The organism is Pseudomonas sp. FG36 (genome assembly GCF_057809275.1).
In genome coordinates this window covers 243,425-260,291 of record NZ_JBMDJQ010000003.1, presented here as the reverse complement: position 1 = coordinate 260,291, position 16,867 = coordinate 243,425, and the positions used below count along the sequence as shown (strand labels likewise).

The following is a 16,867-nucleotide window of genomic DNA, read 5'->3' as shown; positions in this document are numbered from 1 at the left end:
CTTTTGTCTTTATTGAAGGCGAACGAAGGCAGTGACCGCCCAGGGCAGGTCACGGGCACGTGTCGGTTTTGGCGCTGCGGTCAGTGGCGGGGATGTCGTCGGTTGACGGCGAAGCAGGCGGGGGCGAGCAAAAGGGGTTTGAACGGAGTGTCATCCGTGAGCATGGCCATTACGCAACTCCTGTACATGGCGAGGTTCTTGTCCGAGGCAAACAGAAATCCTTCCCGTTGCCAGGAAACGGACTATAGAGCCACGCCATGGGCTGTCAAACGCGCACGGAGGGTCGCCTGCGCGGCGGCCCGTGTGGGTAGGCCAAGGGGCGGATCAACCCACCCCCGGTTTTTCGGCACGCCAGCTTCCAGGGTCGCGCGTTGTAGGCACAGGCTTACATGCAAACGCCCGTAATGCCGACTCGGCGTTCAGCTATCGCTGCCCTTGGGATGGGCAATGATGCGTACCGGTTCGGCTTTTCCCAGGCCCGGCGCAGGCGCCCGCAGAGGCTGGCCGGCAGTGCTGTAGACCTGGGTGCGAGTGGCCAGCCCATCTACCAGAGCGCCTTGCAATGGTTGCCTGGTCGGTGACTTGCCACGGGCCTTGAGATCGGCGATCACCTCGTCGACCAGGGCATCGATCTGCGTGCTGTCCCGGTGGTGGGCGGTGGTGATCAGGTGCGCGGTGTCGCCCGAGGTGGCCAGGCAATGACGCTTCCACACGCTGGCCGAGGGGCAGGGGAACACCACGGTGATCGAGTTGGGGTTGCGCCAGGCGTCGATCCCCGCCGCCCGCAGCCGGTCCACCGCATGCTGGGCCAGGTCCAGGCAGCGCTGGATACGTTCACGCCAGTCGTCCATGGAGCGGCTGCGCAGGGCTGCCCACATCATCAGTGGCGTGTGGCCGTTGCGCGAGCCGCTGATGGTCTGGTCGCGGGCGCTGATGTAGTCGACCTCCACCGAGATGCGTTCGACGTTGGCGCGCCGCGCCACGACGATGCCGCAGGGCATCGGCGAGCCGATCATCTTGTGCCCCGAGACGCAGATCGAGTCGATGCCGTCGGCGAACGAGTAGGGCTCGGGGGCGTCGACGAAGGGCAGGATCATGCCGCTGAGTGCCGCGTCGGCATGCAGGTAGTAGTCCTCCCGGCGGATGCCGGCCTGGGCCAGGCGTTGCTGGATGGTGGCGATGTTGTCAGTGGCGCCGCGCAAGGTGGTGCCGATGTTGGCGAAGATGATCGGGTGGCGCTCGCCGTCGGCCGCGATCCGTGCGACCAGGTCGTCGTAGTCCATCTCGCCGTTGGCCTGGGATGCCACCACCTGGGCCTTGATGCGCAGCAGGCGGACGATCTTGGCCACCGAGTAGTGGGTGTCCTGGGAGTAGTAGAGCGTGGCGTCGGGGAACAGCTCGCGGGCCAGGTAGCAGCCGAACATGTTGCCTTCGGTGCCGCCGTTGGTGACGTAGCCCCAGCTGTCCTCGAAGGGGATGTGGAACAGTTCGGCGAAGAAGCGCATCACCTCGCGCTCGAAGTCGAAGGAATTGAGCAAGTAGTTGCTGTACTCGTTCCAGTCGCCGCAGTTGTTGATGGAAAAGCGCATGAAACGGTGCAGCAGGCTGTAGTCGAAGTCGGCGGATTCGGGGTAGCCGACATTGAAGTACTGGTGGGTGAGGCAGTAGCGCCAGAACGCCTCGAGGCGTGTGTGGTCGGCAGGTGAGAATGTCATGTCCAGCTCCATGGAGCGCGCCCGGCCGACCAGGGCCGGGCGCGTTGCGGGTGAAAGTCCTTGTCGGTGGCCGCGTCGGGCTCAGGCGGCCAGGGTGGCGCCGCCGTCGACCACGATGTCCTGCAGGGTCACGTGGCCGGCCTGCTCGGAGGCGAGGAACAGCACCACATGGGCGATGTCATCGGGCGTGGCGATCTTGCCCAGGGGCACGCCGAGCTTGAACTGCTGCGGCAGGCCGTCGATCAACTGCCGTTCCGCCGCCGGATCGCCCAGCATGCCGGCCAGCATCGGCGTGCGCGTCGAGCCCGGCGAGACCACGTTGCAGCGCACGCCATAGGGCGCAAGCTCCAGGCCCACGCAGTGGCTGAGGCTGACCAGCGCGGCCTTGGAGGCGCAGTAGGCGGCCATGTTCAGGCGCGGCACATGGGCGGCGTTGGAGGCGACGTTGACGATGGCGCCGCGGCGCTGGCGGCGGAACACCGGGGTCCACTGGCGCATCAGGTAGAACGGCGCGCTGGCGTTGACGTCGAGGCAACGCTGCCAGTCATCGCAGGACACCTCGTCGCTGAGCCCGAGTCGCAGCACGCCGGCCACATTGACCAGCACATCGAGATACTGCGCCTGTTCCTTGAGCCGGTCGCAGACCCGTTGCACGTCGGCCGGGTCGGTCAGGTCGACATGCAGCAGCGGGAACGGCACGTCGGCCTCCTCGCAATCCAGGCCGATGACCTCGGCGCCTTCCTCTGCAAAGCGCTGCGCCACGCAGCGGCCGATGCCGCTGGCGGCACCGGTGACCAGCACGCGCCGGCCAGTGAAGCGGGCCATGGCCATCAGGCGGCCCCCCGCGCTTGCACCAGCGACCACCAGCCATCCAGGGTCGGCGCGTTGGCCAGTTCCTCGAAGCTGACGGCGATGCCGCGCTGCTTGAGCTCGGCGGCCAGTTTCATCACCTGCAGCGAGTCGAGGCCGTAGAAGATCAGGCTTTCCTGGGGATCGAGCTCGCTGTCGTCCTCGATCATCTGGCGCACCCGGCCGTGCAGCCAGTCACGGGTGGTCACGCCCGCCGGCTGGGTCAGCAGGGTGGCGGTATCGGTGACATGGCCGCAGCGGGTGGCCACGTACTTCAGGGCCAGGCGGTGCTCTTCCTCGGAGAAATCAGCCACCGCGTCGCCCACCAGGAAGGCCTGGATATCGTTCATGAAGGCGTCGGCGGCGGTGATCATGCAGCCGATATGGGCGTACACGCCGCCGATCAGCAGTTGGTCCCGCTGCCAGCCGCGCATGCGTTCGAGCAGGTCGGAGCGCTGGAAGGCGCTGTAGCGCCACTTGGTCAGCACGGTATCGCCCGGCTGCGGTGAAAGCGCGTCGATGATCGGTTGCTGTTCGGGGCTGGCCGCGGGCAGCCCTGGGCCCCACATGGCGTTGAGCAGGGCGCGGTCCTCGGGCGGCTGTTCATGGGGCTGGGCGGTGTAGACCACCGGGATGCCTTGCGCGCGAGCCCACTGGATCAGCCGCGACAGGTTGTCCACCAGCGCGGTGAGCAGGGCGCCGTCCGGCTGGTAGAAGCGCAGGAAGTAGCGCTGCATGTCGTGGATCAGCAGCACGGCGCGGGCCGGGTCGGGTTGCCAGGTGGTCTTGTTGGCCGGGTAGCTGGCCGGTTGCGGCATGGGGTAGTCGTGGATGGTTGGAATGGTCATGTCGGGTCCTTGGACGGTCAGGCGGTCGGGGCGACGGCGAGCAGCGCGCGCAGTTGCTTCTTGTCGATCTTGCCCACCGCGGTCAGCGGCATGGCGTCGATCAGCCGGATCCGGTCCGGGAGCTTGTATTCGGCGATGCCCAGGCCCATCAGGTGGCGGCGCAGGGCGATCGGCTTGAGTTGCGGGTTGCGCGAGACGATGAAGGCGCAGCTCTTCTCGCCGAGCAGTTCGTCGGGCAGTGCCACCAGGGCGGCATGGGTCACGTCGGGGTGCATGACGATCAGGTTCTCGATTTCTTCCGAGGCGACCTTCTCGCCGCCGCGGTTGATCTGGTCCTTGACCCGCCCGACGACCCGCAGGTTGCCGTCGGTGCTGCGCTGGACGATGTCGCCGGAATGGTAGAAACCGTCCTGGTCGAACACCTGGGCGTTGTGCTCGGGGCTCTTGTAGTAGCCGCAGAAAGTATAAGGGCCACGGGTCGCGAGCATGCCCGGCTCGCCGTCGGCGACCGGCTGGCCCTGCTCGTCGAGGATGCGCACCTCATCCAGCTCGCTGATCGGCCGGCCCTGGGTGGTGAATACCTGCTCGTCGCTGTCGTCCAGGCGGGTGTAGTTGACCAGGCCCTCAGCCATGCCGAATACCTGCTGCAGCTTGCAGCCCAGCACCTCGGGAACCTGGCGCGCCAAGGCCTCGGCGAAACTGGCGCCGCCGACCTGCAACAGGCGCAGGCTGCGCAGTTTGGCAGCGTGTCCGGGGGCGGCCTGCAGCCACAGGGCCACGGCGCTGGGCACCAGGGCGGCCATGGTCACGGCATGGCGCTCGATCAGGGCGAAGCAGTGCAACGGCTCCGGGTTGGCTGCCATGACGATGCAGCCGCCGGCGTGCAGCACGCCCAGGCCACCGGGGGAACTGAGGGTGTAGTTGTGCGCCGCCGGCAGCGCGCAGAGGAAGCGCGTGTCGCTGTCGAGGGCGCAGATCTGCGCGCTGGCCCGCACGCTGTAGGCGTAGTCGTTGTGGGTGCGCGGGATCAGTTTGGGGGTACCGGTGCTGCCGCCGGACAGCTGGAACAACGCCACCTCGCCGGACGGGCTGGGCGCGTAGTGGGTGCCGCGCACATCGGCGCTGGCGCTCCAGTCGTCGAGGGCATCGAGCATCAGCGTCAGCTTCGGGCGCAGGCCTTCCTTGGCCAGGTCGTCGAGGAACGCGTCATTGCGGAATACCTCATGCTCCGCCGAAGCGATCAGCAGGGCCGGCTGGATCTGCCGGGCAAAGGCGCCCAGCTCGTGCTGGCGGTGGCTGTACAGCGCATTGACCGGGGCGATGCCGGCCTTGAGCAGGGCAAACAGCACGATGTAGAACTCGGCGACGTTGGGCAGCTGCACCAGTGCGGTGTCGCCCTGGCCCAGGCCGTGGGCGGCCAGGCGCGATGCCAGGTTGGAGGCACGGCGATCCAGTTCGCCGTAGCTGATGCGGCGCTCGCCGCAGAGGATCGCCGGGGCTTGCGGCTGCACGGCGGCGCGAGCGATCAGCAACTGGCTGAGTGGCTGGTCGTTCCAGTAGCCGGCGGCGCGATAGCGCTGCGCCCGGTCCGCGGGCCAGGGGGTGAATTCGATGGTCATGGGCATCTCGGAAAGCGGGTTTGAGGTCAATGGTCCAGGCCACAGGCACGCAGCATGGTGCCGAGCTTGGTCTGTACTTCGTTCCATTCGCTGTCGGGGCTGGAGGCCTCGACGATGCCGGCGCCGGCGAACAGGCGCACGCGCTGGCCGTTGAAGGTGCCGCAGCGGATGGTCACCACCCACTCGCCGTTGCCCTGGGCGTCGCACCAACCGACCATGCCGGTGAACAGGCCACGCTCGAAGGGCTCGACGAAGCGGATCAACTGGCGGGCGCGCTCGGTGGGGTAACCGCAGACGGCGGGGGTCGGGTGCAGGCGGCAGGCCAGTTGCAGGGCGTCGATATCGGCCGAGGCCAGTTCACCGTCGATGCGCGTGGACAGGTGCCACAACGCGGCGGTGCTGATCAGCGAGGGCCGCTCGGGGACCTGCAGGCGGCTGCACAGCTCGCCGACGCGCTGGGCGATGTCCTCGGTGACCAGGCGGTGCTCGTAGTGATCCTTCTCCGACGCCGCCAGCCATTGCGCATTGGCGCGGTCGGCCTCGGGGTCGGCCATGCGTCGCACGGAGCCGGCCAGCGGGTTGCTGACGAAGGCGCTGCCTTGCTTGTGCACCAGCAGTTCCGGGCTCACCCCCAGCAGGGTGGAACCGTCGGCCAGGGGCACGCGGAAGTGGTAGCCCTCGCGGTTCAGTGCCTTGAGGTTGGCCTGCACCTGGGCCGTGTCCACGGGCGCGGCAAAGTGCAGTTCGCGCTGCACCGAGAGCACGGCCTTGCGCACATCGCTGTGCTGGAAGTTGACGATGGCGTGACGCACGGCGCGCTTGAAACCGTGTTCGTCGGGGATGTTGGCCTGGTTGAGCAGAGCAGGCAGCGAGCCGGGCTGTACAGGAACCGCGGCGCGCGCCTGCCAGGTATAGGCCTCGGGCACGTACAGGCTGGAAGCCTGGGTGGTGTCGAACGGGATCGCGCCGACCACGATGGGATTTTCCTGCCCGGCCTGGCGGGCGCGTTCGAAGGCCTGGTCAATGCTGCGGCGCAGTGCGCCACTGGCCAAATGGCTGCCGTGGGCCGCGATGTCGATGCGCTCACGCAGGCCGCTGACGCTCAGCTCGCGCTCGCCGGATGTGAATGAAAAGCTCGAATCCTCTTGGTTGAGCGGCATGGTGTCCCTGTCTTGCAAACGCAGGGTGCCTGTCTTCATGGGTTGCCTCCTTGGCGATGGGTGAGAAAGAAAACCTTGAAATATAATCATTCTCGTTAGTAAATATGAGGACGCGAAACACATGGATTTGTCAACTACGCGGGTAAGCGATGAGAGAGTTAACTTCGATGCAGGCCGCCTGTTGGATCGGGCGGGATGCACATGCGGCACTGGGTGGCGTCAGCGCGCACCTGTACGCCGAGTTCGATGGCCGGGCCATCGATGTGGCGCGGCTTGCCAACGCACTTGAGGGGCTGTACCGGGCGCATCCGATGCTCAGCCTGCGCATCGACGGGCAGGGGCTGCAGGCCATCGACGAAGCACAGCGCGCCCAACTGGAGCTGGAGGACTTCAGCGATCTGGATGGTCCAGCCGTGGAGCGGCGCCTGCTGGAGAAACGTCGCCAGTGGAGCCACCAGCGCCTGGACCTGGGTGCTGGCCAGGGTGCGCGCTTCGGCCTGAGCCTGCTGCCGGGCAATGCCAGCCGGCTGCACGTGGACACCGACATGATCGCGGTGGACCCGTCGAGCTTCCGGGTGCTGATGGAAGACCTGGCTCGCCTGTACGATTCGCCTGAAAGCGTTCTGCCGACCACGCCGAACTACTTCGACTGGCTGGACCAGGTGCGTGCCGATGCCGACCTGCGTGCCGCCCGCAGCCGCGACCGCGCCTGGTGGCGAGCACGCCTGGCGCAGATCGCCCCGGCGCCCTCGCTGCCCTTGCTCCCTGCGGGGCCGGCACGCAGCGAGCGCTTTGCCGCTCGCCTTGAACCTGCGCAGTATCGTGCCTTGCAGCACGCGGCGCGCGCACAGCGGATCACCTCGTCGGCGTTGATGCTCGGGCTGTTCGCCACCGCCCTGGGTGAGCACACCGGCGATCGGCGCTTGCGCCTGAACGTCCCGGTATTCTGGCGCGAACCGCTGCTGGAGCCTGTGCAACGCATCGTTGGCGAGTTCGCCAACCTGGTGCTGGTGGACGTCGACTTCACCGGTGTCGCCAGCCTTGCCGCGCTGTGCCGGGACCTGCATCGGCAACTGGTGGAGCGTCTGGCGCACAGCGCCTATCCGGGCGTGGACCTGATGCGCGACCTGTCGCGCCATCACGGTACGCCGCAACTGGCACCAGTGGTGTTCACCGCAGGGCTGGACCTGCCTGGCGGCGAGCTGTTCTCCGAGCGGGTGAGCCGGGTGTTCGGGCCGATGGACTGGGTGATCTCCCAGGGCCCGCAGGTGGCCCTGGACGCACAGGTGGCGCGGGCCGACGGTGGCCTGCTGATCAATTGGGACGTGCGTCTGGACGCATTGCCCGCTGACTGGGTCCAGGTACTGTTCGAGCGCTTCAACGCCCTGGCTGTGGCGGTGGCTGCCGACACGGGCGCGCTGCACCAGCCATTGGCGATCGCGGCGAGCCGGGATCGACCACTGAACGCCCTGCAACAGGCCTACCTGCTGGGGCGTGGCGAGCATCTGCCGCTGGGCGGCGTGGCCATGCAGGAATTCCGCGAGTATCGCGGGCGCATGGACCTGGCGCTGCTGCGCAGCCGCCTCACGGACATGGTGCGCCGCCACGACAGCCTGCGCACCCGTATCGATGCCCAGGCATTGATCCAGTCGACAAGCGACCAGGTGCAGGTCAACCTGGAGGTGATCGACCTGCACGGGTTGACGGCCGACCAGGCTCAGGCGCAGCTCGAAGTCCGTCGCGAGGATTATGCCCATGCGCTGTTCGACCTGGTCGGGCCGCCCTGGAGTGTCACCGCCTTCCAGTTGCCACAAGGCGAGTTGGTGGTGTTCGTGCGCTTCGATGCGCTGATTCTTGATGGACGCTCCATCGCGACCTTGATGGTCGAGCTGTTCGACGGCCACTGCCAGCCGCTGACGGCCAGCGAGCCGACGGCGGCCGGCATCGACCAGAGCGAGGTGCGCAAGGCCGATGCCGAGTATTGGAAGGCAAAGCTCGCCGAGGTCGACGGCGCGCCAAGGCTGCCGTGGCGCCAAGCCTTGGACAAGGTCGGCGTGGCCCGATACGCCCGCCAGCGCCAGGTAATCCCCGCCCAGGCGTTCAAGGCATTGAGCCGCGCCGGTGCGCGTGAGGGGCTGTTCAAGAACTCGACGATCATGGCCGTGGTGCTGGAAGTGCTCGGCCACTGGCTCGACGAAGGCAGCCTGTGCGTGGCGGTGCCGGTGGCGCCGCCGCAGGACGGCGCGTTTGCCAACCGCTCCAGCTTCATCGCCATCGATTGGCAGCGCGGCCTGCCCAGCCTGGCCGAGCGCGCCAAGCGCCTGCAGGCCGATGTGCTGGAAGGCTTGCAGCATCTGGCGTTCTCCGGCGTGGACCTGGCCCGCCTGCTGTACGACAGCAACGGCCCGGGCCCGGCGCTACCGGTGGTGCTGACCAACGGCCTGTCCTGGCCGGTGGGCGCGGTCGATGGCCCGATGTCCCTGAGCGCGGGCCTGACCCAGACGCCGCAGGTAGCCATGGACATCCGTTTCTGCAACACCGCCGAGGGCGGGTTGGCGTTCGAGATCGACTATGCCCGCGAAGCAGTCGATGGCCGCTGGGTCGGGCGGTTGCTCGCGGCCTTGAACCAGGCGGTGGCGCAATTGGCCGGGCAGGCTGCATTCGAAGTCCACGCACGGCAGTTCATCGACCTTGGCCACTACCGCCTGAACAGCAGCGAGGCGCAGGCCGAGCCGGTCGATTTCCTTGGGCGCATCGCCCACAACCTGTTCGGCCCGGACAATGGACGCATCGCCTTGCTGCATGGCGAGCGGCGCATCAGCTATGCCGAACTGGGGGAGGGTGTGAAGCGCATTGCCGGGGCATTCCAGGCCCGCGGGCTGCGCTCCGGTCAGGTGGTCGCCATTTGCCTGCCACGCGGTCCTGAGCACACCATGACGACCCTGGCCTGCGCGCTGAGCGGGTTGGTCTGGGTACCGATCGACGCGGCGGCGCCCGAGGAGCGCCTGCGCTATCTGCTGGACAACTGCCAGCCGGCACTGGTGGTCGACGCCGTCGCGCCACTGCTGGCCAGCCCTCCGGCAGCCCTGGACCTGACGGGGCTGGCGGCCTTGTCGGCGAGCACCGCGCCGGCCTACTACCTGTACACCTCCGGCACCACCGGCAAGCCCAAGTGCGTGGTGCTGAACAACCGCGCCACCGCCAACGTCATCGGCAGCACCTTGGCGCAGTGGCAGGTCAGCCGCGACGATGTGTTCATCTCGGTGACCCCGCTGCACCACGACATGTCGCTGTTCGACGTGTTCGGCAGCCTGTGCGCCGGGGCGGCGCTGGTGCTGCCCGAGCCCGGCGAGGAAAAGGATGCGCTGCGTTGGAACCAGTTGGTCAGGCAGCACGGCGTGAGCCTCTGGTGCTCGGTGCCGGCCATCCTCGAAATGCTCCTGGCCTGCCGTCAGGGTGATGGTCTGCGCAGCCTGCGCCTGCTGGCCCAGGGCGGCGACTACATCAAGCCGGCGGTGATCGCCGAACTGCGCGAACAACTGCCCGAGGCGCGGCTGGTGTCCCTGGGTGGCCCGACCGAGACCACCATCTGGAGCATCTGGCACGAAATCGGTGAACAGGACCGCGACAGGGTGCCCTATGGTCGGCCACTGCCGGGCAACCGCTACTGGCTGCTGGACGAGCACGGCGCGCATTGCCCGCAGGGCGTCGCCGGGCGTATCCACACCAGTGGGGTGGGCTTGGCCTTGGGCTACCTGGAGGACGGCGAGCTGGTGCAGAACGACTTCGTCAATGTGCTCGACGAGCACGGCGCGCCAGTGCGTGCCTTCCGTACCGGTGACCGTGGCCGCTACCGCGAGGACGGCGTGCTGCTGTTCGACAGCCGGGTCAATGGTTACGTGAAGGTACGCGGCGTGCGGGTGTCGCTGCCGGACATCGAGATCGAGCTGATCCGCCATCCGGCGGTGCAGCAGGTGTTGGTAGTGGACTATGGCGACACGCAACAGGGCGAGGCCTGCATCGGCGCGCTGTATGTAAGGCGCCATGCTGCGCCGCCCGGCGCCGTGGCGTTGCGCGAGCATGCCCGGGCCCTGCTGCCGCAGTCCCATGTGCCCACGCGGTTCGTCGAGGCCGACGCCTTGCCGTTGACCGCCAACGGCAAGCCGGACCGCAGGCTCGCCCGCGCCTTGCTTGAAGGTGACAACGAGCAGGCGCCTATACCGGCGGCTGTGCCCAGCGACCCGCAGCGTCATGCCCAGGTGCTGGCGATCTACCAGCAGGTGCTCGGCGCCACGCAGCCGGCCAGGGATTTCCTGGCCATGGGCCTGCGGCCGCAGCACCTCAAACCGCTGGCGGCGCGCCTGGGCGAAGCCTTCGCGGTGCGCCTGTCGCCCGCGCAGTTGCTGCCGTGCCGCACGGTGGAAGAGGTCGAGCGCCTGCTCGTCACCGCCCCCGTGTGAAACCAGCGGGCTGAATCAATCGCCCCGGGCCTGGCCCGGGGCGCCAATCATCGTTCTTGGGAAATCATCGAGCATATGGACATCGCACACCTGGATATCGCCGGCATCGGCATCGGACCGTTCAACCTGGGCCTGGCCGCGCTGCTGTCACGCCACCCGCACCTGAGCTGCGCGTTCCTCGAGCGCAAGGCGCAGTTCCGCTGGCACGAGGGCCTGCTGCTGCCCGGCACCACCTTGCAGGTGCCGTTCCTGGCCGACCTGGTGACCCTGGCCGACCCCTGTCACCCGCTGAGCTACCTCAACTACCTGCACCAGCACGACCGCCTGTTCCAGTTCTACTACTACGACCACTTCCAGGTGCCCCGGCGCGAGTACGACCACTATTGCCGCTGGGCGGCGGGCCAATTGCCGGGCTGCCATTTCGGCGAGGAGGTCACGGGCGTGCGCTACGACAACGCCAGTGAGCGTTTCGTCATCGACAGCGTGTCGGTGTCGGGCCTGGAGCGGCGCTACAGCAGCCGCGACCTGGCCATCGGCCTCGGTACCCGGCCATGGTTGCCGGCCTGGGCGCAAACCCGCACCCAGGCGCCGTTGCTGCACTCGGCGGAGTTCGGCAAGCGTCAGGGCGAGCTGGAGCAGTGCCGGCGCGTGGTGGTGGTCGGTTCCGGACAGAGCGCCGCGGAGTGCGTGCTGGCACTGTTCAACGCACTGACCCCGGAGCAGGTGGAGGCGGGGGCGTCGATCCACTGGATCACCCGCTCGGGAGGCTTCCACCCCATGGAGTATTCCAAGCTCGGCCAGGAGTGTTTCACTCCGGCGTACATGAACTACTTCCACACCCTGGCGCGGGACAAACGCCGGGAGATCGTCGCCCAGCAGGGCCTGTTGTACAAAGGCATCAGCTTCTCGACCATCGGCGCGATCTACGACCTGATCTACGAACGCTCCATCGGCGGGCGCGAGCCTGGGCTGACGCTGCTGTCCAGCTGTGACGTGGAGACGGTCGAGGACCTGGCCTCGGCGGGGCTGCGCATGACCTTCCGGCACAGCCAGCTGGAGCAACGGGCAACGCTGGAAGCCGACGCGGTCGTCGCGGCGACCGGCTACGCCCATGCCTGGCCGCAGTGGTTCGAGCAGCTCAAGGGTTCGGTGCTGGCCACCGACGCGCACGGCGACTGCATCGTCGGCGAGGACTTCACCGCGCAGCGTTGCGATGGCGGCAGTGGTCGGGTGTTCGTGCAGAACGCCGAGATCTTCCAGCATGGCGTCGGCTCGCCGGACTTGGGGCTGGGGCCGGTGCGCAATGCGGTGATCGTCAACCAGTTGCTGGGGCGGGCGCAGTACCGGGTGCCGCAACGCTCGTCGTTCCAGCGCTATGGGTTGCCGGAGACCTGAGAGGGCGCAACCACGGGCTTGACCTGCTCCCATGCTTGGGAGCGGGTCAAGCCCGCGATGGGCGCGTCAGGCCAAGCTGATCGAAGCCAAAGCCCGCCGGCCGCCATCCGCCTCGGCCAACACCCCGAACGCCGCCGAAATCATCGCGCACAGGCGCTCGACCTGAGCACCGCTGTAGCGATCGCTGCGGTAGGTAATCACCAGGCGCAGCGAGCGCTGGCCATCGAACACATCTTCCATGATCTCGAACTGCAGGCCGAACATCGACTCGCTCTTGTCCGGATCGATCTGCTTGTAGCGGATAGCCCGGCCATGGGGTGCCTGCAGCGCGCCATTGAGGGCATTGTTGGCATGGATCTGCACATACACATCGAACATCAGGCCCTCGGCGGGGGTCATGCCCAGCGCCTGCTGGATGGTCTCCATGGGTACGTCGGCATAGGCCATCGAGTCGTTGATCATCCGCGTCACCTCGCCCAGCAACCCGGCCAGCGACTGTTCGGGGGCGAACTGCACGCGGTGGGCGACCATGGTGGTGAAGTAGCCGACGGTGTCGAAATACGCAGGGTCGGTGCGCCCGGACGCCGAGGTGCCGATCACCAGGTCCGAGAGGTTGCCGAGCTTGTGCAGCGACAGGGCGATGGCGGTGTAGATCACGCTGAACAGCGATGACTGATGCAGTCGGGCACTGGCGCCCAGTTGTTCCAGCATGCCGGGTTCGGGACGCAGCTCCAGCCAGCGCGCACGCGTGGTCGCCTGGTCGGCGGGCAGCAGCGTGGCGTCATCGCAGGCGGGCAGGGCGAGACCGCGGGTGGCGTCGCGCAGCAGCTCGGTCCAGTACGCCAGGTGGCGCGGGTTCGGGCCCTGGGCACTCTGGGCCAGGGCGAATTCGTGGAAGGTGCGCGCCGCCGCGGGCCATTGCGGCGCCCGGTCCTGGGCTCGGGCCAGGTAGGCCTCGGCCAGTTCGGCCATGATCACGTTCAGCGACCACTCGTCGATGGCCATGTGGTGGACCAGGAACGACAGCACCTGGTGGCCACTGTGCGGGTCACGCAGCATGCGCAGCCTGAGTGGCAGTTCGCGGGCCAGGTCGAAGCGGTGCTTCGCCTCGCTGGCCAGGCTCGCGCCGGCGCTTTCGGCGCTGTTCCAGAACCACTTGAAACGGCCCAGCTCGGCCAGCGGCACGATGCGCTGGCAGGCGTCGTCGCCCTCGCCATGGTAAGTGGTGCGCAGGCTGGCATGGCGCTCCAGCAGGTCGGTGAAGGCCTGCTGCAGCAGCGCTTCGTCCACCGGGTCATGGAAGTCCAGGGCAAAGGGCAGGTTGAAGATGGTGCCGTAGTCGAAGGCCGCGCAGGCGCGCCACAACGAAGCCTGGGCCAGGGCCATCGGCGCCTGCTGGATATCCCCGGTCTGAGCGCTGGCCTGGCTGGCTTGCCCTTGGCTCAGCTTCGCGCGGCTGGCCAGCGCCGATGCGCTGGGCGAGGCGAAGAAGTCGCTGAAGCGCAGTTCGATGCCATGCTCGCCCTGCAAGCGCCCGATGATCCGGGTGGCCAGCAGCGAGTGGCCGCCCATGTCGAAAAAGTCATCGTCGAGGGTCATGCCAGGCTCCGCCAATGCCTGGCGGAACGCGTCGAGGATGCGTTGCGCGATGTCCGCCGAGGGCGCCTGCGACAACGGTTCGAGCACCAGTGGTTGGTCGCCGGCCTGGGCGTCATAGGCGGCGCGGATGCGTTCGAGCAGGGCTTGCGGCGACTGACGCAGCACCGCATGGCAGAGCAGACCGAGCGCAGCCTGGTGATCGCCGGCCAGCAGCAGGGCCTCGAACGGCGGCTGCGTGGTGGAATCCCAGGGCGCCGCCTGACGCGCCCGCAGCAAGGCGTCCATGCCCTCGGCCGTGCTCCGTTCGATACGCAGGCACGGGTACCAGCCGGGTTCCTGGGTCTTGTACAGGTCGCCGTCGTCGCTGAAGTGGTAGCGGCTGTTCAGGCCCGGCGTGGCTTCGACCACCGCCTGCACGGCCAGGGCCAGCAGCGAAAGGTCGGCCGTGGGCCCAAGGCGCCAGGCGCCCAGTTGCCGGTGCAGTTGCTCGGGTTGCTGCTGCTGGGCGAACCAGGCGAGTTCTTCGTGTTCATCCAGGACCTGGGGCGAGGGTAGGGTGGTGTTGCGTTCCAACATGGTTAGCTTCCTGCTGTTCGATCGATCAAGGCCCGCGTCGGCCTTCACTGCCATCCGTGGATCGCGGTGAGTGGCCGCGCAGAGGGTTCGCACCACCGGGGTGCATTGCGTGAATCCCGAGGATTCGTTATGGTGAGAAAGATGCAAATAATTATCATCTAGATTGGCGTACGTCAAAGGAAGCCGTCTGGAATGCACCACGCTCAGGGAGAGGTACCGTGGACAACGGAACGTTCGCGCTTCGTCAACAGCTGCAACAGCTGTATCAGGATCATCACGGCTGGTTGTGCGAGCTGCTGCGCCGCAAGCTGGGCAACGCGGTGGACGCGGCGGACCTGGCCCACGATATCTACCTGCACCTGATGAACAAGGGCCAGGTGCCGACGGCGGAACAATCGCGCTGCCACCTGACGCAGATCGCCAACGGCAAGGTCATCGACCTGTACCGCCGCCGCCAACGTGAAACCCGCTACCTCGAGGACCATGGCCTGCAGCCCGAGCCGCGGGTGCCGTCGGAAGAGGCGCGGGCGCTGGTGGTCGAGGCCCTGGGCGCGATCGACAGCGCCCTGCAACGGCATTCGCCCAAGGCCCGCCAGGCCCTGCTGCTGTGCCGGCTCGACGGCATGGCCCATCGCGCCATCGCCGCCGAGTTGCGGGTATCGGTGTCCTCGGTCGAGAAGTACATCGCCGCCGGCGTGCGCACCTGCAGGCGCTATCGCACCGGCAGTGGCGCCTGAGCGTGGGCATTCTTTTTTGCGGGTTTGCCCGCCTCGTGCGGAATACAGGTTGAGAAGGACTGGCGGGCTGGGCGCCCAAGTGGCTGCCCGGCCTGCTCTTCGTGCTGAAAAGGAGCATTCATGAGTGTTGAACAAGGGGTGGCGGTGCAGCAGCCCGCCAAGGGGCCGGTCGCCGCAGTGCTGGCACCGATTCGCGGGCGCTTGATCGTCGCCGGGTTGCTCGCCGCGCTGGGCGCCATGCTCAGCCTGGCGCCCCTGGCCGCGATCGCCGAGGTCGCCCGGCTGGCGTTCGCCGAAGGACAGGGCGTCGCGCAGGCCTGGCCGGTGATCGTGCTGGGGCTGGGCTGCCTGTTCGTCGGCATGGCCCTGATTTCGCTGGGCGACCTGGTGGCCCACCTGGCCGACAACCACATCACCGGCACGCTGCGCCTGGCAATCATCCGCCGCCTGGCACGGGTGCCGCTGGGCTGGTTCACCAGCCGCGCCTCCGGCGAGGTGAAGCAGGCCATGCAGGACGATATCGGCATCCTGCACAGCCTCACCGCGCACTTCTACACCACCCTCGGGCGCAGCGCCGGGGCAGTGCTGGCATCGATCGTCTACCTGTTCGCCATGGACTGGCGCATGGCGCTGGTGTCGATGCTGCCGTTCCCGCTGTTCTTCCTGTTCTTCGCCCGTGCCCACCAGGCCAGCGCCCGCAACATGCAGGCCTTCGGCGCCGGCATGGGGCGGATCAACCAGGCGGTGGTCGAGTTCATCAACGGCATCCCGGTGGTCAAGGCCTTCGGCGGGCAGCGCAAGGCCCATGGCAGCTACCGCGAGGCGGTGGACGCCTTCGCCGCGGCCTTCACCGACTTCACCCGGCCGCTGGTCAGCGCCATGGCCAATGCCAACGCGATGATCGCGCCGGTGTCGGTACTGGGCGTGGTGCTGGCGTTCGGCACGCTGTTCGTCGGCCTGGGCTGGATCACCCCGGTGCAGGTGCTGCCGTTCGCCCTGGTGGCGCCGGGCATCTGTGCGCCGCTGCTGTTGCTGGCCTATATCACCCACGACCTGAACAACGCCACCGGTGCCGCCCAGCGCGTACAGGCGCTGCTGAACACGGCGGTGCTGGAGACCGACGGCCAGGGCGCCGGCAAGCTGCCGGCCGATGCGCGCATCGAGGTGCAGGGCCTGGGCTATCACTACGACCCGCGCAATCCGCTGCTGAGCGAGGTGTCGTTCACCCTGGAACCGGGCACGGTCACGGCGGTGGTCGGCGCCTCGGGCGCCGGCAAGTCGACCCTGGCGCGCCTGCTGCTGCGCTTCTTCGACCCCAGTGCCGGGCGTATCACCCTGGGCGGGGTCGACCTGCGACAGATCGACAGCGCGCAACTGTACCGGCGCATCGGCTTTGTCCTGCAGGACGTGCGCCTGATCCATGCCAGTGTGCGCGAGAACATTGCCCTGGGCCGGCCTTCGGCGAGCCAGGAGCAGATCGAGGCGGCGGCGCGGATTGCCAATATCCATGAGCGCATCCTCGCCCAGCCGCGTGGCTACGACGCGGTGATCGGCGAGGACGTGCAGTTCTCCGGCGGCGAGCTGCAACGGCTGAGCATTGCCCGCGCGGTGCTGCTCGACCCGCCGGTGCTGGTGCTCGACGAGGCCACCGCGGCGGCCGACGCCGAGAACGAAGTCAAGCTGCAACAGGCGCTGTCGCGCTTCGCCCGGGGGCGCACGCTGCTGGTGATCGCCCATCGGCTGGATACGGTGATGCACGCCGACCAGATCCTGGTGCTGGACCAGGGCACCGTCGCCGAGCGCGGCAATCACGACGAACTGCTGGCCCGTCGCGGGCTGTATGCCCGCTTGTGGGCCGCCGGCGGCTATGCGAAGACGCGGGCGACCGCGCAGGTGGAGGAGCACTGAT

Annotated in this window: 10 protein-coding genes; 4 read left to right on the top strand and 6 right to left on the bottom strand. The window is 67.8% G+C overall.

The window, feature by feature from the left end:
• Positions 1-419 precede the first annotated feature (419 nt).
• From ACODS9_RS04925 to ACODS9_RS04905, 5 genes are all read right to left on the bottom strand, one after another.
• A complete protein-coding gene (locus ACODS9_RS04925) occupies positions 420-1,715 on the bottom strand; it encodes a histidine decarboxylase (RefSeq protein ID WP_489093407.1) in 1,296 nt (431 codons plus the stop codon).
• Between the two features lie 81 nt (positions 1,716-1,796).
• Positions 1,797-2,579: a 2,3-dihydro-2,3-dihydroxybenzoate dehydrogenase gene (gene dhbA / locus ACODS9_RS04920; RefSeq protein WP_489093406.1), complete on the bottom strand. Its 783-nt coding sequence runs from the start codon at positions 2,577-2,579 to the stop codon at positions 1,797-1,799.
• A complete protein-coding gene (locus tag ACODS9_RS04915; protein ID WP_023632374.1) occupies positions 2,546-3,412 on the bottom strand; it encodes an isochorismatase in 867 nt (288 codons plus the stop codon). Before ACODS9_RS04915 ends, dhbA begins: the two co-directional genes overlap by 34 nt.
• A gap of 17 nt (positions 3,413-3,429) precedes the next feature.
• Entirely contained in the window at positions 3,430-5,031 is a 1,602-nt protein-coding gene (locus tag ACODS9_RS04910; protein ID WP_489093405.1) for a (2,3-dihydroxybenzoyl)adenylate synthase, read from the bottom strand.
• A gap of 26 nt (positions 5,032-5,057) precedes the next feature.
• Positions 5,058-6,230 (bottom strand): isochorismate synthase, encoded by a 1,173-nt coding sequence (locus tag ACODS9_RS04905; RefSeq protein WP_489093404.1) that lies wholly within the window; start codon positions 6,228-6,230, stop codon positions 5,058-5,060.
• A gap of 128 nt (positions 6,231-6,358) precedes the next feature.
• Here ACODS9_RS04905 and ACODS9_RS04900 point away from each other — a divergent pair, with 128 nt between their 5' ends.
• Positions 6,359-10,651 carry an amino acid adenylation domain-containing protein gene (locus tag ACODS9_RS04900; RefSeq protein ID WP_489093403.1) on the top strand — a complete coding sequence of 1,431 codons (4,293 nt, stop codon included), beginning with the start codon at positions 6,359-6,361 and terminating at the stop codon, positions 10,649-10,651.
• Between the two features lie 75 nt (positions 10,652-10,726).
• On the top strand, positions 10,727-12,046 hold the full coding sequence (gene basC, locus ACODS9_RS04895) for a putative histamine N-monooxygenase (protein WP_489093402.1): 1,320 nt from the start codon (positions 10,727-10,729) through the stop codon (positions 12,044-12,046).
• 66 nt (positions 12,047-12,112) lie between these two features.
• Here basC and ACODS9_RS04890 read toward each other — a convergent pair whose 3' ends face one another.
• Complete coding sequence (locus ACODS9_RS04890) at positions 12,113-14,221, bottom strand: condensation domain-containing protein (RefSeq protein WP_489093401.1); 2,109 nt, start codon at positions 14,219-14,221, stop codon at positions 12,113-12,115.
• Positions 14,222-14,439: 218 nt separating this feature from the next.
• Between ACODS9_RS04890 and ACODS9_RS04885 the strand changes: the two genes are divergently transcribed.
• The gene (locus ACODS9_RS04885; RefSeq protein ID WP_038706138.1) at positions 14,440-14,958 is read left to right on the top strand and encodes a sigma-70 family RNA polymerase sigma factor; all 519 of its coding nucleotides are present in this window, start codon (positions 14,440-14,442) and stop codon (positions 14,956-14,958) included.
• Positions 14,959-15,078: 120 nt separating this feature from the next.
• Entirely contained in the window at positions 15,079-16,866 is a 1,788-nt protein-coding gene (locus ACODS9_RS04880) for an ABC transporter ATP-binding protein (RefSeq protein ID WP_489093400.1), read from the top strand.
• The last annotated feature ends 1 nt before the right edge of the window (position 16,867 follow it).